We start from the raw sequence: 21,078 nt of genomic DNA on the forward strand, positions 1-21,078 counted from the left end.
GCGTTTCCTCGATTTTTATAGGTTGGGGACGCGCCGGCGGGCGGCACCGGCGCGCGTTCGGCCTTTATTCCTCGACGAACTGGACGAGCTTCACATCCGGCAATTCGGACAGGTCCATCGAGTATTTCGAGCCGTAATGAGGGATGTCGAGCTCGTCTTCGGTGAGCTGCCAGCTGTCCGGCAGATCCCAGAACGACCGGAAGTCTTTCTCGAACTTCGGCCCAAGCGTGAACGAAGCGGCGAACATCTGCTTCACGTGGTCGCCAACGCCGGTCTTCGCGACGATCTTCTCGCGCTCACCCTTCATCCAGTCCTTCACCGGCACGGCGTTGGCGATGCGGTCCTTGCGCATTGCCTTGCGCTTGGCGTCGGTCGCCGCCGCATCGACGACATAGAGGCCCGACGCATCCGTGGACACGACGACGCCGTAGACGCGCTCGGCGAAGCGTTCGAGCAGGTAGCCGCCGTTCAGATCGTCGGCGACGCTCTGCGGGTCGCGGTCGAGCGGGTCGCCGAAACCGGGGCCGCCGCGCATGTAGTTGAGGTAGAGGTCGTAGTCCGAGAACATCTCCTCCGTGGTGATCGCCTGCTTGTCGCGCTTGATCACTGCGCCCTTGATGAGATCGTCCCACACCGGGTTTTCCGGGTCGGTGTCGCCGCCGAACGGGATCGGCTTGCCTTCCTCTATGAGCGCCTTGAGGCCTGTCTTGTGCGCCGCGAAGCGATAGCCCGACGCCGCCGGATAGCCGCCCATGAGGCCCCAGTCGGATGAGATGTGACCGTTGCCCATGAAGAACATGGTCCAGTCCTTCGCATTCCAGACGAGGCGCAGGCTCTCGAAGCCGCAGCCGCCGCGATACTTGCCCGCGCCGCCCGAGTTCGATTTGATCTGACGGCCGAGATAGAGAAGCGGCTCGGCCAGTTCCCAGATCTCCATGTCGCCCATGTCGCCTTCCGGGTTCCAGATGGCGGCGGCATGGCTGAGGCCGTCGCCAACCGCCGTCGCTCCGGTTCCGTTCGCTGCGCATTCGAACGAGTTCACGGCGTGAATCTCGTCATACTGGTTGAAGCCGCCGCCCTGGAGCCAGTTCGAAGTGTTGGCGTTGCCCGCGTTCACCTCCTCCAGATAGCCGCGCCCGAAGTACGAGCGAGACAGGCCGCGCCATAGCGCCGTCCACGACGAAACGAGGAAGTGCCATGAGTAGGCGAAAGCGACGCGCCGGTCGTCCGGGTTCATCCACGTGCCTTTCGGCAGGCGGAACTCGGTGCCGTAGGCCGCGCCGTCGTTGATCATCTCCGACGGGATCAGCGTTTGCGTCATCATCACCCAGATGCCGGAGGTGAAGCTCACCTGATGGGCGTTGTAGGTGTGCCAGCCCCATCGGCTGGAGCCTTCAAAGTCGAGCCGCCATGTGCCATCGCCGCGGATCGTGATCTCCGACGGCGTGTGCATGATGGAGTCGACCTTCGCGAAGTCGGATGGCACGCGAACGTCTTCATGCGCATAGGGCACGTCCACGAAACCAACCTGCCGGTACTTGCCGGGGATGGTCATCGCTTTGATGCGGTTCTGAAGTCCGCGCCGCCCGTGCTCCACGGCCTCGTAGGCGAACTTCCAGAACGAGTCGATGCCTTCTTCCGCGATCACCTCCTCCACGAGCCTGCGGATCATGTGGCAGCCCGCGATGCGCGTGCGTTCGTCGAGCATCCAGTAACGCGTCGTGCGCACCATACGCTGGCTCTCGTGCAGCCAGTCGCGGAACAGCGTGTCGTTCTCGCCCACCTTGCGGCAGGTGACGGAATAGCCGTCGCCGAAGCGCTGCACCTGGCCCGTACACATGGAGCCGGGGCCGACCGCGCCTGTATCGATGACGTGCGTCACGCCGCCGACCCAGCCGACGAGTTCACCCTCCCAGAAGATCGGCACGATCGTGTGGATGTCGCAGGGGTGGACGTTTCCGATCAGGCAGTCGTTGTTGCAGAAGATGTCCTTGTCGCGGACGCCGGGGTTACTCTCCCAGTCGTTCTCGATCATGTATTTGATCGCCGCGCCCATGGTGCCGACGTGGATGATGATGCCGGTGGACGTGAGGATCGAGTCGCCCGCCGCGTTGTAGAGCGTGAAGCAAAGCTCGCCTTCCTGCTCCACGATGGGCGAGGCCGCGATCTTCTTCGCCGTTTCGCGGGCATCCACCACACCGGCGCGAAGCCTTGAGAACAGCTTGTTGTAGAGGATCGGCTCGCTGTCGCGCAGTTCCATCTGCTTGAGGCCGGCATAGTGCTTCGTTAGCCGCGTGGCCTCCATCAGCCGGTCGCGATGCTGTTTCAGCGTCTCGCCGCCGCGAACGATGCCGCGCGTGGTCGTCTTGAAGTCCGATGATTTCACGTTGAGGTTCATGACGTTTCATCCCTGTTCGATCATTTTTGGTCGGGGGTGAAGCCGGGCGATTGCCGCCCGGTCCGCTCTCAGACTTCCTTCAGGTGGAACAGCCGGTGGCCGTCGAGGAAGGTTTCGAAGCCGTCGGGGACGACGAAGGTCGTCGCATCGGATTCGATGATCGCCGGGCCCGTGACGCGGTTGCCCGGAAGGAGCGCCTCCATCTTGTAGAGCTGCGCATCGACCCACCGCTTCTTGCGGTAGAATTTGCGCGTGCCGATCTTGGCTTCCTCAGGTGGCGTGTCGCCGTGGAGCGTATCGACGGGGATCTTCGGCTTCTGGATCGGCACCGTGCCGCGCATGATCGCGCCCGTGACGGAATAGCCAAGCTCCGGCGAGCGGGCGCTTTCCGAGTAGACGCGGCCGTAGGTGGCGTTATAGGCGTCCACCATCGCGTTCCAGTCTTCGGCGGTCGACGCGGACTTGATCGGGCTTTCGATTTCGAGGTCGTTCAACTGACCGCGATACTGCATGCGGTAGCCCGGTTGCAGCGTGACCTTGTCCGCCTCGTAGCCGTTGAGTCGGAACTCTTCGAGGACGTTGCGTGTGAGTTCGTCCCACGCCTCCTGAAGCACCGCCGCGGCCTTCGCGCGATCCCCGTCCGGTGCGTCCGGCGCGAGGTTGATGTCGAGCGACTTGTCGTAGCGGTATTCGAAATCCGCCGCCGCGCAGCCGAAGGCCGAGAAGCCCGCCGCCCACGCCGGAACGATCACGTCCTCGAAGCCGAGACCTTCCGTGTAGCCATAGGTGTGGACCGGCCCCGCGCCGCCATAGGAGAAGCATACGAAGCTCGCGGGGGAATAACCCTTGCCCGAGATCATCGCGCGCAGATAGTCGCGAAGGTCGCTGTCGAGCAGCTCGATCACGCCCGCCGCCGCATCCTCGACCGAAAGGCCGAGCGGATCGGCGACCTGCTTCTTGATCGCGTCGACCGAGCGCTGCCGGTCGAGCTTGATCGCGCCGCCGAGGAAGTTGTCGGGGTTCAGGTAGCCGAGCACCATGTGGCAGTCGGAGATCGTCACCGTTTCGATGCCGCTATCCGCCCAGCACACGCCGACACGATAGCCCGCCGAGTCCGGGCCGAGCTTGATCGCCTTTGTGTACGGATCGAGGCGGATGAACGAGCCCGCCCCCGCGCCGACCGAGTCCATCGCCACGAGTGGCAGGGACAGCACGAGCCGCGCCATGTCCGGATCGTTCTTGATCGTGAGTTCGCCCTGCGTGATGAGCGCCACGTCGAACGAGGTTCCGCCGATGTCCGAGCACGCGATGTTATTGTAGCCCAGCACTTCGCCGAGATATTTCGCGCCGATCACGCCGCCGATGGGGCCGGAAACGATGGTTCGCGCGAGTTCCTTGGCCTTCCACGAGATCGTGCCGCCATGCGTGGCCATCACGCGGAAGTCGAACTTCGTGCCCTGCTCCTTGAAGGCGTCGGAGATCTTTTTCAGCGTTTGCCGCGACGGTTCGGCCGCGTAACCTTCGAGGATGGTGGTGTTGGTGCGGTGGCTCTCCTTGCGAACGGGGTAGTAATCGGCGGACGCAAAGACGGGGATCGTCTTGCCGCTTTTCGCCACTTCCTCGATGACGATGTCGCGAACGCGGCGCTCGTGCGACGAGTTCTTGTATGAGTGAAGCAGGCTGATGACGATGCCTTCAACGTCCTGTGCGATCAGATCCTGCGCAGCGCGCCGGGCGGTGTCTTCGCGCAGCGGGATGACCACGGTGCCGGACATGTCAACGCGCTCGACCACGCCGCGCGTGAGATGGCGAGGGACGAGCGGCGGGTCGTAGCGATGCGTGTTGAGGTGGATGCGGTCTTCATAGGCGTAGCCGAGGTGAGACTGGACGGCGCGGCCCATGCGGTGGAAGTCTTCCATGCCCGCGTTGACGATCAGCCCGCATTTGAGGCCCTTCCGCTGCACCACGCGGTTCAGCATCGCGGTGCCGGAATAGACGCCGGTGTTGAGCTGGCTCAGCGCCTCGCCAAGCTCCATGTTCCAGAGCGACAGGCCGTCCCGGCTGGAGTTGATGAGGCCGATGGCTTCGTTTTCGGGGGTGGACTGCGCCTTGCCGACGACGAACTCGCCGTTCGCATCGACGAAAAACGTATCGGTCATGGTGCCGCCGGCATCGATGCCGAGCACCTGCACGCTTCTCAGGTTCCGTACAGCTAAATTCACTCTGACCTCCCTTTCGCTCGGCGTCTTCGCGCCGATGCCTCTTCTTTCGCAGGGAGCATGCCAGAATGTCGCACGGTGGCGCGGCCTCGGCAGATCAAAGGCTTACCGCATCCGCTCAGCCGGTTTTCCGCGTCCGCTAACGTCCGGCGGGGCGTCCGGTCCGGGCGTCCGGACAGCGGGGACACGAACGGCGGCCTCATCAGCCGCCGTCGGGACGTTCTGACAGTTGGAGAGGCGCGTCAGTCTTCCGGCGAGCGCAGGACGCCATATTTCGCAAGCCGCACATACAGCGTCGAGCGCGCGATGCCCAGACGGCGCGCAGCTTCGGTGAGATTGCCGGCGCATGCCTCGACTTCGGCGAGGATCGCGTCGCGTTCGGGCGTTCTCGCGCCGCGCCGCGGCGGAAGGACGGTGGGCGCTTTCGGCGCCGCTGCCGGTTCCGCACACGTCCTGTGGGAAGCCTTGTCACACATGCGCATTTCGAGCGGGAGATGCTCGACGTCGATCCGGTCGGTTTCGCAAAGCGCAAGAATGGCGTCGATCACGTTGCGCAACTCGCGGACATTGCCCGGCCAGCCGTAATGGCGAAGCAACATCAACGCATCGTTCGAAAACGAGGGCGTTGCGCGACCGAGCCGCGCCGCCGTTCTACCGGCGAAGCGCTCGGCGAGGACGAGCACATCGTCGCCGCGTTCGCGCAGCGGCGGGATACGAAGGCGCGCGGCGGCGATCCGATAGAACAGGTCGCGCCGGAAGCGCCCCGCGCCGACTTCATCCATCAGGTCGCGGTTCGTCATGGACACGAGCCGGATGGAAACGGGGCGCCCTTCGTGATCGCCGACGCGATACACGATCCCGTCTTCCAGCACACGCAGGAGGTAAGATTGCAGGTCCATCGGCATCTCGCCGATTTCGTCGAGGCAAAGAATACCGCCGTCGGCCTTCTCGATCTTGCCCGGCCTGCCGTTCCCATCCGCGCCTGTGAACGCGCCTTTCACATAGCCGAACAGTTCGCTCGCGATGAGATCGCGCGCCATGCCACCGCAGTTCACCGGCACAAACGGGCCGCTCGCGCAGGCACTCGCCGTCTTGATAGCGCGGGCGAACAGCTCCTTGCCGACTCCCGTTTCACCTTCGATCAGCACCGGCAGCGGGTTCGCCGCGAGCTTCCGCGCGCGCTCGCGAACATCGCGCATCACGGCGCTGTCGCCCACGATGTCGTCGAACGCATCAGCGGCGGGCTTCGGCGCGCGGGCGATGGCCGGGCTCGCGGGCAGGCTTCGCTTGCCGAGCAGCACGATCAGGCAACCGGCGACCTCGCCATCGCTCTTGACGATTTCGAGGCCCGCATTGGGAAACCGGTCGCGGCAGTTGCGCTCCCAGGCTTCGGCGGAAGCGGAGCCGATGATGCGGCGGAGCACGCGGGGCAGATCGTCGGGCGACGCGGTGTCGATCTTGCGCATCGCCGTCTCGGTGGAATGCACCAGATAGCCGCGCCGGTCGATCACGAGGATGTCTTCGCTGAGCCATGTCGAGCGCTTGGAAAGCAGATGACGCAGCAGGATCTCGTGATCGAGCTTCGCCGCCTTTTCAAGCGTCGCCTCGATCTCCCGACCGATGGCAGCGGCCAACGCCATGCTTTGCGGATTGAAGGTCGCGACGGGGCCGGAAATGTCCACCGCGCCGAGGAGTTCGCCGTCAATCGGATGATGCACGGGGGCCGCCGCGCAACTCCAGCGCTGGACATCCTCGCAGAAATGCTCGGCACCCGTCACCTGAACTGGGCGCCGTTCGGCGAGCGCGGTGCCGATGGCGTTCGTGCCGATCGCGCCCTCCTGCCACCCTCCGCCGGTCTGAAGCGCGTTGCCCTTGCCCTGTTCGACCACGCGGCCGTCTCCCGCCGTTTCGAGGACGAAGCCTGTTCGATCCGCGAGGATCATCATGCTTGCGGCATCGCGCAGCATTTCGCGCGAGCGTTCGAGCGCCGGGTGCGACGCTGCGAGAAAGGACGCATTCAGCGAGCGCCTTCGAAAGATCTCGGGTTCGTCGGCGAGGGGCGCGCGCGCCAGGGCGGTCCCCACACCAAAGGACCGCGAGCGCTCCCAGGAGGCGGCGATGGCGCGCGGCAGAAGGCACGCCTTGCGACCGTGTTGCTGAAATTCCTCCCATGCCAGGCGTATCGCGCGCTGATTCATGACCCTGTCTCCCGGCGGGGCGAACGGTTGTCCTTCAGGCAGGGACGCTCTCGTCGGCGGAGCACACATCGACAAGCAACTCGGCGCGGAAGGCAAATGCTCCTCGCGCACGTCGCTCTTGTCTCGGGATCTTTTCGATCCCGAAGTCCCTTTGCGTTTCCTGCAGGCGGACTTCTTTTCTGGTCCGCTTCAACCAAAGAGTATGGCGAGCAGTCTTATTACGCAAGCCCGGCGGCTAAAGCGTTCTCGAACGAAAATGTAACCGGAGCGCGACGGGGTGCCCCGGCGTCCGGACGAATGTTCGATGCCCGTCCGGGAGATCGAAGCATTCAACGTCCACATGATAAAGCTCGCGGATCGCGGCCGCCGTCAGGGCGTCCGCTGATCCTGAGGCACCGAGGCGACGCGCCCCGCTCGGCCGCTGCTCGTCTGCTCGCCTCCTCGAAGCCAAGCGCCTCCGCCTTTTTACAGTGCGGTCTGATCGTCGAAACAGCGCCGGTAATCGCCGAGCGGGTTTTCTTAGACGCAGAAGATGCCGGTTCGCATGGCAGCCTCAATACTTCACGGAGAATTCGAGGCCGTAGGTCGCGCCAATGGCCTGATAACCGCGGGTGGTGGCGTATTCTTCGTCGGTGATGTTACGACCGAAGGCTGTGACCTTGGAGTCGTAATCGCCGAACCGGAATTTCCGACCGATATTCAGGTCCACGACCGTGTAGTTTCCGACATCGTAATAGACGCCAGCCTTGGTTTCCTTGAAGTTCGACTTGTAGGGCGACACGTAATTTGCGGATATCGTGCCGAAATACGGCCCCCACTCTTCCGTCAGCGTGACGTTGACGATGTCGCGGGGCTTGATGCTGGCGTAATAGATGTCGTCCGTGGCGTCCGCCACCGTCAGATGCGTCCACCCCGTCGAGTAAGTCAGCTTGCCAGGCCAGAATTCGGCCAAGAGCGTGCCCTTTACGGCAAGCTCGACGCCCGCGCGATGCGTGTCGCTCTCGCCCCAGATGGGGACCGAGTAGCCGTTTACCGTCTTGTATTTGACCGGAACCTTCTCGTTTTCAACCTGCGTGTCGAAATAGGTCAGCGTCGGGATGAAATAGTCCGCCGCGCGAGCAGCGACGGCCACTTCCCACTTGTCCTGCTTTTCTGGAGACAACTCCACGCCATCCAGGGCGATGTCGGAGACGCCCCCCTGTTCGGCATGGGAGTAGCGCCCCGACACCGTCACATTCGGGATGACCACGAAGCTCGCTCCGGTGCTGTAACTCGTGGCGAGTGGCAATTCTCGGTCGTGGAAATAGCTGAGCGACTTCAGCCCGGAGGCAGTCGCTTCGGTGTAGAGTTCAATGCCCTTGTCGATGGTGTGATCGTCAACGCGCGCGCTGGCGTCGAGCGTCAGCCTGTCGTTGAAGAACTTCTGCTCCACATTGGCGTAAGCGCTGAGGGTCTCCTCCTCCCGCTCGTAGCCGGACCAGAACATTTCACCGTAAGGCGAATGCCAGTGCACATACTGGCCACCGGCCTCAAGCATGGTCGTATCGAGCTTGATACGATGACGCAGATTGACGGTTTCGGTCTGATCGACCTCGTGATTGGTGGTGGTGGCCTTGCCCGAATAATAGGCCATCACGTTGTCTTGCGTGACCTCATTCATTGACACGGTCAGCAGCGTCGTGTTGGCGCTGTTCCAGGCAAGACGCGAATTCGATGTGATGAACAGCGTGTTGATGGGATCGTAGGACCACTTCTGGTCCGACAGGCTGGAGATGTCCGTGCGCTGGAAGCCAAATGCCGAATGATCCTTATAGATCATCGTCTCTGTGAAGAAGCCGCCATATCCTAGGCCGAACTTTCCGAACCCCGTCTTGCCCTCTGCCCACTTGTTCCAGTCGTCCGGGCCATCGGTCGTGGCGTAGCCGCCGAAGCCTGCCATGTAACCCGTCCAACCGTCGCGCTCGAAGGTCGTGCCGGCGAACGCATTCGTCTTGTAGGTGCCGTATGTCGCCACCGAGGTCGAAACCTCCGCTTCGGTCTTTTCGGGGCGACGCGTGCGGATCACAATGAAGCCCGAATTGAGCGCGCCAGACGCGGATGCAAAATCCACGAGCGGCCCTAGCGTAAGCGCGCTCGCGTCTCGCACGATGTCCACCTGCTCGATCGCGGATACCGGCAGCGATTGCAGGATGCGGCCACCGACGAACGATGGGACATAAGCTCCGTCGATGACGTAGGCGAAGTTGCTATCGCCGCGGATGAAAAGGTTGAACGGACGCTTGCGTCCCTGATAGGTGGCCTGCACCCCGGTCGCATGGCTCAACAGGTCGAAGACGTTCTCTGGATGAAGGTTTTCGATGTCCTGCCGCGTGAAAGTCTGCGTGTGCGGCTGGCTCGAAGGCGCGACGCGGTAGGGGTTTGTCACGCTGTCTGCGACGAGATCGGACTTTATGAGCGCGCCCACGGCAGTACCGCTCCCGCCAGCGGTTGCCGAAGTTCCCCCCGTACCGGCCTGTATGTCCTGCTGCGACGGTGACTTCTTCACAGGTTGAACGGTCTTCTTCTTCGGCTGCTGGACCGTGACCGGGGGCAGCATGCTGTGCTGCGGCGCCTCCTGCCTCGTCTCCTGCGCAAAAGCCGCGCCCGGTATCAGGCAAAGTGCAGTCGCCATGAATGGCTTGAACTTCGTCATGCGCAGTGGCCCCCACCACCCCCCACGGCCCTCGCGGCCGTGAGTCTCCACAAAATGCAGCACAGCGCAGCGAGCGCGGAGGCTCGTCTGGCATGCAGGATTGATCTGCCGATGGATGAGGTTGAAGCGGCGAAGCCGTGAAGAATTGGCATGCAGCCTATGCCCAAGGCTGCACGTCGCACGGTCAAGTCTGTGCCGAAAGTCCCCACCCCGGCGTCATGTAGATTGGCTACATAACGCCAAAAAACTAAAGCGGGGCCGTGGATTGTGCAAGCGCTATGGTGCTCATGTATACAGCGCTAGCCAACTTGTTCGTATTTGTCACCGGATTGACACAGTCGCACCTGCTGATAGGAATCGTTCTAAGGTGAGGTGCGAAATGGCAAAAAGAGACGTTGACGTGACCCTGTCGTTTCGTCAGGAAGGTCGACTTCTCCTTGGTCGCGATCGAATAACGCTCCTTGAGGCCGTCGCAGAGCACGGGAGCATCTCGAAAGCGGCCGAAGCCGTTGGCACGAGCTACAAAACCGCGTGGGATGCAGTGAACGCCATCAACAACTTGCTGCCGCGCCCGGCAGTGTTGACGCGCGCAGGCGGCGAAGGCGGCGGTGGCGCGGTGGTCTCGCCGGAGGGTCGCAGGCTGATCGAGGCGTTTCGCGCCATCGAAGAAAAACTCGCCCGACTATCGGCCGTCATCGCGCAAGAGGGGATCACCGATTGCCAGGAGGCTCTATTCTGGGGCCTCGGCGTCAAGATAAGCGCTCGCAATGCCTTCCGATGCACCGTCGTCCAGGTGAAGAAGGCACCCGTCGACGCCGACGTTATCCTGAAGATTTCGGACCGGAGCGAACTCGTCGTGACGGTGACGAACCGCAGCGTGACGGAGTTGGGCCTCAAGCGGGGGCGAACCGTGATGGCTTTCATCAAGGCTCCGCTCGTTACGCTGCTTCCGGGCGACGCCTCATCGTCCACGGGCCGCAACGTGTTTCCCGGAACGGTGCTGGAACGGACCGATGGCGCGGTGAATGCCGAAATCCTCGTGGACATCGGCGAGGGCAAGACGATCACGGCGGTGATCGCGAAAGACATCGCGGACAGCATGGCGCTGCAGTCCGGCGTTTCTGTGCTGACGTTGTTCAAGCCGTCACACGTCATCCTCGCAACGGATTAAGCGACCCATACCGTTGATGCCGACTTCGATATCTATGCTCCGCTGAAGAGCCGCGATGTCGGGATTCTCAGAGCGAATCCTTGGTAACTGGACGCGCTCCAGGTGTGGTGCTGTTCAGCTTACTCTCGACAGATCGCCGTTATGCGGAGCAGCTAAGGTTTGGCCAGCGCCGCCTGACATTGCTGGCGTTACTGACGCCGCCCCGGCCTCCAGAGTACGACTCGCACCAACTGCGCCAGCGGCCTCCACGCCTGCGCGGTGAATCTGGCTCGAAGCCTGCGGTCCCTCGCCTAAAGCGTAAAGCTCATGCCGTCGGCGGCGATTTCCCAGCCCGCTTCGCGCACCGTCATCGCGGCGGCGCTGTTGGGGTCGAGGATGGGGTTCGTGGTGTTGATGTGAATGTAGATCTTGCGCTGGATCTTCGCGGGGGCGAACGCGTTGAGCGAGCCGCCCGGACCCATGATGGGCACATGCCCCATGCGACGGCCCGTCTTCTCCCCCACATCCGCATCGCGGAGTTCGCCGTCGTTGTAAACGGTGCCGTCGAAGAAAAGACAGGCCGCGCCGTCAACACGGTCCAGCAGGTCCTTGTTGATGGACGCGCAACCCGGAATATAGAAGAGCGTTCCGCCCTCGCGGTCTGAAATGCGAAGGCCGATGGTTTCACCCGACATCACGCCCGTTTCGGGAACCTCGTCCGGCTGCTCGCGGTAGAGTGGGATCTTGCCGGGCACGGCGAAAGGCTCGAACGTCAGCCCGTCGAGCGGCGTCACCTTTTCGCCCGGCACAACGGCGATACGCTCCACGAGATCCAGCGCCAACACGTCGAAAATGCGGTCATCGCCGATGGTCGCGAGCACCGCTTCCGACGCATACAGCCGCAGCCGCTGGCGTTCCCGCAAAGTGAGCAGCCCGGCGATGGCATCGACATCGGCATTAGTGAGGAAAAGCGCCTCGATGGGCGAATTGCGCGCCGAGCCCCGGCGGCGGGGCCACAATTCGCGGTTATCGAGGATTTGCGTGCGCAGATCGGGAGACGTGTTCACGATAACGAAGCGCTCACCGTCCGGCGAAACGGCGAGGCTCGACTGAGTTCGCCGAAGCGCCGGATCGTCCCATGCGAGGCGAGAAACGCGAGCGTTGCAGTTCCACTGTGGGAAGCCGCCGCCAGCCGCCGATCCGAGCACCTTGACGAACACGCCCGGCCTACTTCGGGCAGGCGCGCTTCGCAGCGACGTCCAGCGTCGAGGGAAGATATCGCGTCACTTCGAAACCGGCCTCGACTGCGGAAACGACTGGTTTTGACCAGACCTTCATGTGTCCTCCATCGGTAGCCCATCAGGGCATGAGTCGCTGTTTACAGTCGACAGGCGGAGAACACGCGAAAGCCTGGAAAGGCACATGTACACAACTTGACAGCTTGCTCGCGCCTCCGCGCCCCCAAGCTGCGGCGTCGTCGAAAAAAAGAGCGCCGCTGGTGGCGGCGCTCTCTATTGGCGTGCAGATGCGGAGGTGTTCAGCCCTTGCGAGCATATTCCTCGCGGGCGATCCACTTTTCGAGCTGCGCGACATGTTCGGCTTCTTCCTTCACGAATTCCTTCGCTTCGGCGACGATAGCCGGGTCTTTCGACACGTGCGCCACCGCGTAATAGAACTCGTAGCCGCGCTTCTCGCCCTGAAGGGCTGCCTTCAGCGCGTCGAGACGCGAAAGCGTCGGATCGCCAGCCCAAAGCGCAGTGCGCTCCGGCGTCACATAGTCCGGCCAGACGTAGTCGGCGGGGATATGCAGGCTCGGGTCGATGGTGCCCGCGCGCTTTTGCGCTTCGGCCAGATGCAGGCGCGAGAATTCGGCCAGCTTGGCGAAGAGTTCGGCGACTTCGGTGTTTCCGACATCCGTCATGGACTTCGACAGCTGGTCGTAATGAATGGCCGCGTCTTCCTCGACCTTCACCGCGTAGCCGAAGAATTCATCAAGGCTGCGGATCTCGGTGCCGCCCTTGTAGACGCGCGCCGCCTTTGTGACAGCCGGGCCTTTAGCCGGGATGGTTTCGTCGCCAACGAACGACACGATGATGTCCTCGTCGCGCACGATGTACTGGCAAGCCAGGCGGAAGCGCGGCGCCACGTCGCTGGTCTCGGCGTTCTTGATTTCCTCGGCCGTGATCTTGCCGAGCTGACGGAGCTGCTCCTTCTCCTTCTCGGTGAGCGAGATGGCGTGGGTGCGTTGCGCGTCGAGCTGCTTCACCTCGATGAGGCACGAGCCGCATTCGCCGTCCTGGCAGTCGAACGGGATGGGGATCTTGTGCTCCTTGGCAACGGCGAGAATGGTCCCCCGGTCGCCCGCTACAGCGTAGACGGTGACGTCTTTCGCCAGGCTCGGGGAAGAAAATGTAATGTTCGCCATGGTATCTCCTTTTTCGCGCCGGAGCACGAGACTGCTGTTCGTTGCCGGATTGCCCGACCTTGCGAGGTCTGAAATTACACTAAGTGTAAATTTACCGAAACCGTGGCGTTTGTCGCGCGGACATTTTTTTGCTGCCGGCAACATTATGCTCATCTTCTGCTCAACTTGCTGAAAAAGAGGGCAATCACGTCGGCGAGAGAAATGGTGACGTGCAAAAAGTCTTTTCAGGAAGGCAAAGCACGCATACATTCCGCGCACCTCAAAAAAGGATGAAATTATGAGCTATAACGTCGCCGTCGTCGGCGCCACGGGCAATGTGGGCCGCGAAATGATGAACATCCTCGACGAGCGCGAATTCCCTGTGAAAGAGGTTTTCGCGATTGCGTCACGCCGCTCGGTCGGCATGGAAGTTTCGTTCGGCGACAAGACGCTCAAATGCCAGGATCTGGCGACATTCGACTTCTCGCGCTGCGATTTCGCGCTGTTGTCCGCTGGCGGCGATGTCTCGAAGGAGTGGGCGCCGAAGATCGCGAAGACTGGCTGCGTCGTCATCGATAATTCGAGCGCGTGGCGTTACGACATGGACGTCCCGCTGATCGTGCCCGAGGTGAATGCCGACGCGGTCGCGGGCTTCCGCAAGAAGAACATCATCGCGAACCCGAACTGTTCGACCGCGCAGCTCGTCGTGGCGCTGAAGCCGCTGCACGACGCCGCGACCATCAAGCGCGTTGTGGTGGACACCTATCAATCCGTGTCCGGTGCGGGCAAGGAGGCGATGGACGAGCTGTGGAACCAGACGAAGGGTATCTACGTCACCGACGCACCCACGCCCGAGGTCTTCACCAAGCAGATCGCCTTCAACGTGATCCCGCATATCGACGTTTTCCTCGATGACGGCTTCACCAAGGAAGAATGGAAGATGGTCGCGGAGACGAAGAAGATCCTCGACCCGAAGATCAAGCTCGTCGCCACTTGCGTGCGCGTGCCGGTGTTCGTCGGCCACTCGGAAGCGGTGAACATCGAGTTCGAGAACCCGATCTCGGCGCAGGAGGCGCGGGAAATCCTGCGTGAAGCGCCGGGCGTGCTCGTCATCGACAAGCGCGAAGATGGCGGCTACATCACGCCGGTCGAATGCGTGGGCGACTTCGCGACCTATGTCAGCCGCATCCGCGAAGATCCGACGGTGGAAAACGGCCTTTCGCTGTGGGTTGTGTCGGACAATCTCCGCAAGGGCGCGGCGCTCAACACCGTGCAGATCGCGGAACTGCTCATCAATCGCGGGCTTATCGAGAAGCGGGCGTAAGTTCGTACCCGATACCGATCGCGGCCGGGTCTTCGCCCGGCCGTTTTCATGCGCGCTCGCGATCCGCGTCGCTGACGGAGCAAGCGCTTAACGCTTTATTAAAATCGGCGAAGCTTTGCCTTGCAAATGTCCGGAATGACCGGCTAGACAGGCGGAACGGCAGCGAAAGCGCAGCCGGCATCCGCTCTGGATCAACGCCACTCGTCACGCTTGAAGGTCACCCATGGCGACACCGTTTGCCCCGACTTATTCGCCCGTCACGCCGAGCCGCAGCGTGCACTCCACCGGCGATTCCAATATTTCGAACGATCTCACGATCATCGGCGACGTGACCTCCACGGGCAGCGTAACGCTCGACGGCGTCATCGAGGGCAACATCTATTGCACCTCGCTCATCGTGACGGCGAACGGCCGCGTGAATGGCGGCATCATCGCCAATCAGGAAGTCACCGTGCAAGGCAAGGTGAACGGCACCATTCGCGGCCGCCGCGTGATGTTGCAGTCCTCCGCGAAGGTCGAAGGCGACATCTTCCATCAGGGCATCGGCATCGAAATGGGCACGCGCTACGACGGCACGCTGCGCTGGACCGAGGACGAACGCTCTTTCGACGAGCCCATCGCTCCGGCGAAGACGCAGGGCGAGGCCGTGCTCGACCTGAACGCCTCGAACAGCGACGTCTTCGCCTCCAGCAACGACGGCGGTTATTAATCTTTCTGTCCGCGCTTCACGCGTCGGGCACGAGCCACGCCGTGTGCGTCTCGTGCAGGCGCATCGCGTCGGCGAATGCCGGGAGGGTGGCCTCCACGGCTTCCGGCACGCTGTAGGGCGCATTGAACAGGATCAGCCCGCAGCCATTGAGGCTTAGCGCGCGGCCACGCGGATAGATCAGCGTTTCGACGCACCAGGTGCGCGGCAGGCCGAGCGCCGCCGCTTCCGCCTTGAGTGCGCCGAGGGGCGAAACCGCCTTGATCGGATACCACAGCAGGAAAACGCCGGTCGCCCAGCGCTTCTTCCATTCGCGCATTTGCCTGATGAGCGTTTCGAACTCGTCCTTCTCCTCGAAGGGCGGGTCGATCAGCACGAGACCGCGGCGCTCCTTCGGCGGGATCGTCGCGCGGATACACTCATAAGCATCGGCGCCGGTTACGCGCACGCTCGGAAATTCCGCCAGCGTGCCCCGCAGCGCGCCGCGCGTGGACTCGTGCAGTTCGTTCGCGATCAGCCTGTCCTGCGGGCGAAGCCGCCGTGCGAGCAGGAGCGGCGAGCCGGGATAGAAACCATCCGCGACATCTTCACGCACGAGGCGCAGATAGGGCTCCAGCGCCTCCGCCGCGCTTGCCGTACCGCCAGCGGCTTGCATGACCGCTCCGACGCCGCGCGCCCACTCGCCCGTTTTCTCCGCCTCTTCCGAGCGAAGATCGTAAAGCCCCGCGCCGCCATGCGCATCGAGCAGACAGAGCGGGCTTTCCTTCCGCAAAAGGTAGTCCACGCAGAAGGCGAGCACGGCGTGCTTGATTACATCCGCGAAGTTTCCGGCATGAAAGACGTGGCGATAATTCATGAATGTCGGGCTGTTGCTGTTGGCGTTCCGCGCGTCGTCGGTCCGACGTGTCGAAAGCCGATGGATCGGTCGATTTGTTCAGTTTCACGCAAGCCTACCGAAACGGCGGGCGATCTAAAACGGGATGGTGCCTGCTAATGCGACAGGCGTCCAGAGGGGGCGCTGCCTCTCGGACCGAGGAACGAACCTCCCAGACCTTTTTTGCCAGACCGATCAAGCTAGCGTGCATCCGTCCCGAACCGAAGGAGTTGCCCATGTCTTCCCCCAGCATTCCAGAACGCTCCGGCGCGGACCGCTCAGGCCCCGACCGCTCGCAGGGGTTCGACCCGAAGAAATTCGAAGCCGTCGAGAAAGAACTGGAGGCCGTTGTGCAAAAAGGCCTCCGGGAACACTGGAAGTGGTTCACGGCGGAAGGCGTCCTGCTCGTGCTGCTCGGCGCGGCAGCCATTGCCGTGCCTGTGCTCGCTTCAATCGCGGTGGCGGCTTTTGTCGGCTGGCTGCTGTTTTTTGCGGGCGTCTTCTCGGCCATCTCGACCATCCGCTCGCCGCGCGCGCCGGGTTATGTGTGGCACATCCTGCTTTCGGCGCTGATGGCGATCCTCGGCCTCGTGCTCGCGCTGTTTCCTGTTCAGGGCTCGCTTTCGCTCACACTTGTGATGACGGCCTACTTCATCGCACACGGAATCGCGACAGTCGCGTTCGCCTTCTCGATCAAGCCCGATACGGGGCGGTGGATTGGTCTGCTGTTCGTCGCGCTGGTGGATTTCGTGATCGCCGCGCTCGTTATCGCCGGCTGGCCTTCGACCGGCCTGTGGGTGCTCGGCCTGTTCGTCGGCATCGAACTGCTGCTGACCGGCTTCGGCCTGATCTTTGCGGCGCTCGGCGCGCGCGAACGCGGAGCGGATGAGACGCTCCCCGGTGCTGGCGCGCATCGGCCTGCGTAAGATTTGAAGCGTCGCTTGAAACGGGTGGGCCGTCGGAAACGACGACCCACCCGTTACTTTGTCATGGAGCGCTATTTGTTCAGCACGCGCCCGGCGACGGCATCGAGCTTCGCAAGCAGGGCCGGATCGCGCGCATCCCGGGACGTGACGATGGCATGTTCAAGCGCTCGGTCGGAGCCGATGGGGCAAGGCTCGTGCTCGCGCGGGAAGTCGGCGGCGATGCGCGCCACCAGACGGCTCGCCTTCTCGGAATTGCCCTTCATGATGCGGATGATCGCCGTCATGTCTACGTCTTCGTGCTCTTCGTGCCAGCAGTCGAAGTCCGTCACCATGGCGATGGTGGCGTAGCAAAGCTCGGCTTCGCGGGCGAGCTTTGCCTCAGGCATGTTCGTCATGCCGATGACGCTGCATCCCCAGGCCTTGTACATGTAGGACTCGGCGCGCGTCGAAAACTGCGGACCTTCCATCACGAGATAGGTGCCGCCGCGCGTATGGGCGATGCCTTCGGCCTTCGCCGCCGCCTCGATCTGGTCCGCCAGCCGCGGGCTTACGGGATCCGCCATCGGCACATGCGCGACGCAGCCCTCACCGAAGAACGACTTTTCGCGCGCGAAAGTGCGGTCGATGAACTGGTCCACCAGCACGAAATGTCCGGGCGGCAGCTCTTCCTTGAACGAACCGCAAGCCGAAACGGAAATCAGGTCGGTCACGCCGACACGCTTCATTACGTCGATGTTCGCGCGGTAGTTGATGGACGACGGCGACTGGACATGGCCCTCGCCGTGACGCGGCAGAAACGCGACGGAAAGGCCGCTGATCTCGCCGAGATGCACGTCGGAGGACGGCTCGCCCCACGGTGAAGGCACCTTCACCTCGCGTTTGTTTTCCAGTCCCGGCAGATCGTACAGCCCCGATCCGCCGATAATGCCAAGAAACGACTTCGTCATGTCCCGCTCCAGCAGCGCCAAATTGAATTGGCGCATCTTCAAAGCTGAAGTCAGGATGTCAAGCCATTAGCTCGATATAATAAAGGGCGAAAACCCAGCGCGCCTCTTCCTCCTCCGTCCTTTTCATGCCCGCCGGAAGTTCGCGCACGAGATAGATCGGGCCGAAACCACCGAGGTCGAAGGCATTGGCGTCCGCTTCGAGCGCGAGAACCCACCGCTCGGAATAGACCGTTTCGAGCGAGAGTTCGGCCGCGAAACCGTCGAGCGCGGAGAGGCGCGCCGTCTTCGCCTCGGCAAGCGGCAAGGCGGTCGCCAGCACCTCGTGAAGCAGCGGCCCCTTGTAGACGTGGGCGATGCCCGCTTCATCGAGGCCTGTCACAATGGTTTGCGAAAACTGGAGGAGATCGCCGTAGGAAAAGGCGCGCGCGTCCTTGAAGTCGATGTTGTTGCTGTAAAACAGGCGGTCGCGCTTCTGCTCCAAAGGCGGGCGGTTCGGCGCGCCGACGAGGCCGCCCACCGTAAGCACCACCAATCCGGCTGGCGCGGCAGGTGCGGCAACCGCGGTTCCGCGCTGTGCGGCGAGGGCGGCCGCGCCGCCCGCGAGTGCGGCCATGGTGCCCCGCCGGGTAAAATTCCTTGCGAACATGCGTGTTCTCCTGTGCATCCGGGGTTGCGCCACCAACGCCGCGCGCCTAAACCGCTTCGCGGTGGGACAAGCGGGGCCACAAGGTGGATATTTATCTTCAAGCGGCAGTTCTAGGCGTCATAGAGGGGCTGACCGAGTTTCTGCCCGTCTCCTCAACAGGTCATTTGATTGTCTTCGGGGAACTTCTCGGGTTCAATGGGCCCCCCGGCAAGACGTTCGAGGTGATGATCCAGCTCGGCGCCATCGTCGCGCTGATCTTTCTCTACTTCCGGAAGCTTTTCGGCACCTTGTTCGGCCTTCCGACCGACCCTGCGGCGCGACGATTCGCGCTGTCGATTCTCGTCGCGTTCCTGCCCGCGCTCGTGCTGGGCGCGACGCTCCACGGCTTTATCAAGTCCGTGCTCTTCTCGCCGGTCGTTGTGGCGGTCGCGCTTATCGTCGGCGGGATCGTGATCCTCATCGCCGAGGAAACGCAAAAGCGCGTGCTCTATACGCAGGCGGACAACGTGCCGCTCAAGACGAGTTTTCTCGTCGGCTGCGGTCAGGCGCTGGCGCTTGTTCCTGGCGTGTCCCGCTCGGGCGCGACCATAATCGCCGGGCTACTTCTCGGGCTTGAGCGGCGCGCGGCGGCGGAGTTCTCGTTCTTCCTGTCGATCCCGACCATGACCGGTGCCTTCGTCTACGACGCTGTCAAGAACCGGCACGAGCTTTCGTCCGGCGACGCGGGCGTGATCGCCGTGGGTTTTTTCGCCGCCTTCATCGCCGCCATGCTCGTCGTCAAGCCGTTCCTCGCCATCGTGACGCGCATCGGCTTCGCGCCCTTTGCGTATTACCGCATTGCGTTCGGCACCTTCATTCTCGCGGTGATCTACGTTTTCAACGCGTGGCCTTCGAACGGGGCAGGGTAAAGGCCGCGTAAACCGCGCTCGTAAAAAAAACGTGACGCCTCACGGCAAAGCTTCCAAAGCGAGGCAATGCCACCTATGTAACACTGTTGCATGACACTCGACAGAACCAGAGCCCGCGCTCGCAGGCGTCGTTCAGCCACTTGCCGGTTCGGCAGCGGGGCTGCGGCGCTCGATTCGGAACGCTTGCGCTTTTGGGTCGGAAGGGCGACCTTTACTTACGGGGCACGCCAATCGAAATCGTGCAGACGAGCCTTGCGCGCGGTATCAGGCGCAGGGCTCCCATTCACCATCATACGCCTCCGCACTTGCGCGTGCGGCTTGGTTTGCTTCCGTTCGGAATGCGCGGACATTGCATCCGCGAATTCGACGGCTTGAACAGGATAGGCCATGGAAAGCGCTAATGCCTCTTCTCCTTTCGGTGACGCCCGGCAGATCGCGGTTGAACGCGCGATAGCGGAATTTCGCGCGGCGCGCCCGGTGGCGATCCGGTCGGGAAGTACTGCTCTCGTCGCGTTTCCGGTCGATGGCGCGACCGAGGCCGCGATGGCCTTCTTGCAGCGAGGCGATGGTAAACCGCGCGTAATCGTGCCAGGCGAAAAGATTCTGGCGGCTGGCAAGTGGATCAGGCCGGTTGCTGCGCTCACGCTGGAGCCTTTCACGATGGAGGCGCTCGACGCGTATTTCGGCCGTGACGAGCGTGTGACAGCGGCCGCGAATGGAAGTTTTCGCGCGGCCGATCGCGCCGAGGTGGCCGGGCTTGCGCTTTCGAACCTTGCGCTTCTGCTGCCCGCTGTGCTCGTTGCGGACGCGGGGGCGAGCGCGCGGGACGCCCTGCCTCTCCTGACCGTCGATGCCGAGGATGTTTTCGGCTTTCGCGACCGCGAGGCCAAGGCGCTCAAGATCGTGTCGCGCGCCTTCGTGCCGCTCGAAGGTGCCGGAAGCTGCGAGTTCGTCGTGTTTCGCGGCGGCGACGGCTTCCGCGATCAGATTGCGATCCTCGTGGGCAATCCGACGCCGGGCAAGCCTGTGTCCGTGCGCATCCACTCCGCCTGCCTCACCGGCGACCTTTTCGGCAGCCTCAAATGCGACTGCGGCGAGCAGCTTCGCGGCACGGTGCGGGCCATGGCCGAAGAGGGTGGCGGCGCGGTCCTCTACCTCGATCAGGAAGGGCGCGGCAACGGCATCGCGAACAAGATCCGCGCATACCGGTTGCAGGATCAAGGTTTCGACACCTACGATGCCGACGAGCTTCTGGGCTTCGGGCAGGATCAACGCCGTTTCGATTTCGCGGCGGACATGCTGAGGCTGCTGGGCTTCACGTCTGTGCGGCTGATGACGAACAACCCGCTCAAGATCAAGGCACTGCGCGATGGCGGGCTCAATGTGCTGTCCACGCACCGTGTCCTGACGCGGCCGACGGCGCAAAATGTGAAATATCTCGCGGCAAAGCGCGACAAGGCAGGCCATCTCCTCGGCGACGCCGGGCTCGACACCTTCGATAGCGGCGAGCATCCGTTGTCGCCCGCGCGGCATCCCTAGATCAGCCTGCGTTAAGCGGTTCGACGCAAAGTTGCGGCGACAACGAAAGTCGCTGGGTCGTGTTGCGTCTTTTAAAGGGAAGCGCCGGGATCAGCGCGCTTTGATGCGCACCGGGTACGAATGGCGGCTACCGGCGCGCAGGCGTCA

Annotated in this window: 16 protein-coding genes; 6 read left to right on the top strand and 10 right to left on the bottom strand. The window is 62.8% G+C overall.

Features of this window, described 5'->3' with window-relative positions:
- Positions 1 to 64 precede the first annotated feature (64 nt).
- The 4 genes from RVAN_RS17430 to RVAN_RS17445 form a co-directional block, all read right to left on the bottom strand.
- Complete coding sequence (locus tag RVAN_RS17430) at positions 65 to 2,398, bottom strand: hydantoinase B/oxoprolinase family protein (protein WP_013421015.1); 2,334 nt, start codon at positions 2,396 to 2,398, stop codon at positions 65 to 67.
- A gap of 68 nt (positions 2,399 to 2,466) precedes the next feature.
- Positions 2,467 to 4,620 carry a hydantoinase/oxoprolinase family protein gene (locus RVAN_RS17435; protein WP_013421016.1) on the bottom strand — a complete coding sequence of 718 codons (2,154 nt, stop codon included), beginning with the start codon at positions 4,618 to 4,620 and terminating at the stop codon, positions 2,467 to 2,469.
- Positions 4,621 to 4,859: 239 nt separating this feature from the next.
- The gene (locus RVAN_RS17440) at positions 4,860 to 6,815 is read right to left on the bottom strand and encodes a sigma-54-dependent Fis family transcriptional regulator (RefSeq protein WP_013421017.1); all 1,956 of its coding nucleotides are present in this window, start codon (positions 6,813 to 6,815) and stop codon (positions 4,860 to 4,862) included.
- A 553-nt stretch (positions 6,816 to 7,368) separates the two neighbouring features.
- Positions 7,369 to 9,486, bottom strand: a complete 2,118-nt coding sequence (locus RVAN_RS17445) for a TonB-dependent receptor (protein ID WP_210160444.1) — start codon at positions 9,484 to 9,486, stop codon at positions 7,369 to 7,371.
- Between the two features lie 400 nt (positions 9,487 to 9,886).
- Here RVAN_RS17445 and RVAN_RS17450 point away from each other — a divergent pair, with 400 nt between their 5' ends.
- Positions 9,887 to 10,678 carry a TOBE domain-containing protein gene (locus tag RVAN_RS17450; RefSeq protein ID WP_013421019.1) on the top strand — a complete coding sequence of 264 codons (792 nt, stop codon included), beginning with the start codon at positions 9,887 to 9,889 and terminating at the stop codon, positions 10,676 to 10,678.
- 290 nt (positions 10,679 to 10,968) lie between these two features.
- Here the strand turns inward: RVAN_RS17450 and pqqB are convergent, their stop codons facing one another.
- From pqqB to RVAN_RS17465, 3 genes are all read right to left on the bottom strand, one after another.
- Positions 10,969 to 11,877: a pyrroloquinoline quinone biosynthesis protein PqqB gene (gene pqqB, locus RVAN_RS17455; protein WP_013421020.1), complete on the bottom strand. Its 909-nt coding sequence runs from the start codon at positions 11,875 to 11,877 to the stop codon at positions 10,969 to 10,971.
- Between the two features lie 7 nt (positions 11,878 to 11,884).
- Positions 11,885 to 11,995 carry a pyrroloquinoline quinone precursor peptide PqqA gene (pqqA, locus tag RVAN_RS17460; protein WP_013421021.1) on the bottom strand — a complete coding sequence of 37 codons (111 nt, stop codon included), beginning with the start codon at positions 11,993 to 11,995 and terminating at the stop codon, positions 11,885 to 11,887.
- A 199-nt stretch (positions 11,996 to 12,194) separates the two neighbouring features.
- Positions 12,195 to 13,082 carry a 2Fe-2S iron-sulfur cluster-binding protein gene (locus RVAN_RS17465; protein WP_013421022.1) on the bottom strand — a complete coding sequence of 296 codons (888 nt, stop codon included), beginning with the start codon at positions 13,080 to 13,082 and terminating at the stop codon, positions 12,195 to 12,197.
- A gap of 277 nt (positions 13,083 to 13,359) precedes the next feature.
- On the opposite strand from RVAN_RS17465, the gene RVAN_RS17470 reads away from it, so the two are divergent.
- Both RVAN_RS17470 and RVAN_RS19350 read left to right on the top strand, forming a co-directional pair.
- Positions 13,360 to 14,385: an aspartate-semialdehyde dehydrogenase gene (locus RVAN_RS17470; protein ID WP_013421023.1), complete on the top strand. Its 1,026-nt coding sequence runs from the start codon at positions 13,360 to 13,362 to the stop codon at positions 14,383 to 14,385.
- Between the two features lie 223 nt (positions 14,386 to 14,608).
- Positions 14,609 to 15,094, top strand: a complete 486-nt coding sequence (locus tag RVAN_RS19350; protein ID WP_013421024.1) for a bactofilin family protein — start codon at positions 14,609 to 14,611, stop codon at positions 15,092 to 15,094.
- A gap of 16 nt (positions 15,095 to 15,110) precedes the next feature.
- On the opposite strand, the gene RVAN_RS17480 is transcribed toward RVAN_RS19350, so the two are convergent.
- A complete protein-coding gene (locus RVAN_RS17480) occupies positions 15,111 to 15,947 on the bottom strand; it encodes a 23S rRNA (adenine(2030)-N(6))-methyltransferase RlmJ (RefSeq protein ID WP_013421025.1) in 837 nt (278 codons plus the stop codon).
- Between the two features lie 254 nt (positions 15,948 to 16,201).
- Between RVAN_RS17480 and RVAN_RS17485 the strand changes: the two genes are divergently transcribed.
- Positions 16,202 to 16,891: an HdeD family acid-resistance protein gene (locus tag RVAN_RS17485; protein WP_013421026.1), complete on the top strand. Its 690-nt coding sequence runs from the start codon at positions 16,202 to 16,204 to the stop codon at positions 16,889 to 16,891.
- Between the two features lie 71 nt (positions 16,892 to 16,962).
- On the opposite strand, the gene RVAN_RS17490 is transcribed toward RVAN_RS17485, so the two are convergent.
- Positions 16,963 to 17,838: an S-methyl-5'-thioadenosine phosphorylase gene (locus RVAN_RS17490; protein ID WP_013421027.1), complete on the bottom strand. Its 876-nt coding sequence runs from the start codon at positions 17,836 to 17,838 to the stop codon at positions 16,963 to 16,965.
- Positions 17,839 to 17,896: 58 nt separating this feature from the next.
- A complete protein-coding gene (locus tag RVAN_RS17495; RefSeq protein WP_013421028.1) occupies positions 17,897 to 18,484 on the bottom strand; it encodes a hypothetical protein in 588 nt (195 codons plus the stop codon).
- 83 nt (positions 18,485 to 18,567) lie between these two features.
- Between RVAN_RS17495 and RVAN_RS17500 the strand changes: the two genes are divergently transcribed.
- Positions 18,568 to 19,392 carry an undecaprenyl-diphosphate phosphatase gene (locus tag RVAN_RS17500; protein WP_013421029.1) on the top strand — a complete coding sequence of 275 codons (825 nt, stop codon included), beginning with the start codon at positions 18,568 to 18,570 and terminating at the stop codon, positions 19,390 to 19,392.
- Positions 19,393 to 19,779: 387 nt separating this feature from the next.
- Positions 19,780 to 20,931: a GTP cyclohydrolase II RibA gene (gene ribA / locus RVAN_RS17505; RefSeq protein ID WP_013421030.1), complete on the top strand. Its 1,152-nt coding sequence runs from the start codon at positions 19,780 to 19,782 to the stop codon at positions 20,929 to 20,931.
- The last annotated feature ends 147 nt before the right edge of the window (positions 20,932 to 21,078 follow it).

Source organism: Rhodomicrobium vannielii ATCC 17100, assembly GCF_000166055.1.
Lineage (GTDB): Bacteria > Pseudomonadota > Alphaproteobacteria > Rhizobiales > Rhodomicrobiaceae > Rhodomicrobium > Rhodomicrobium vannielii.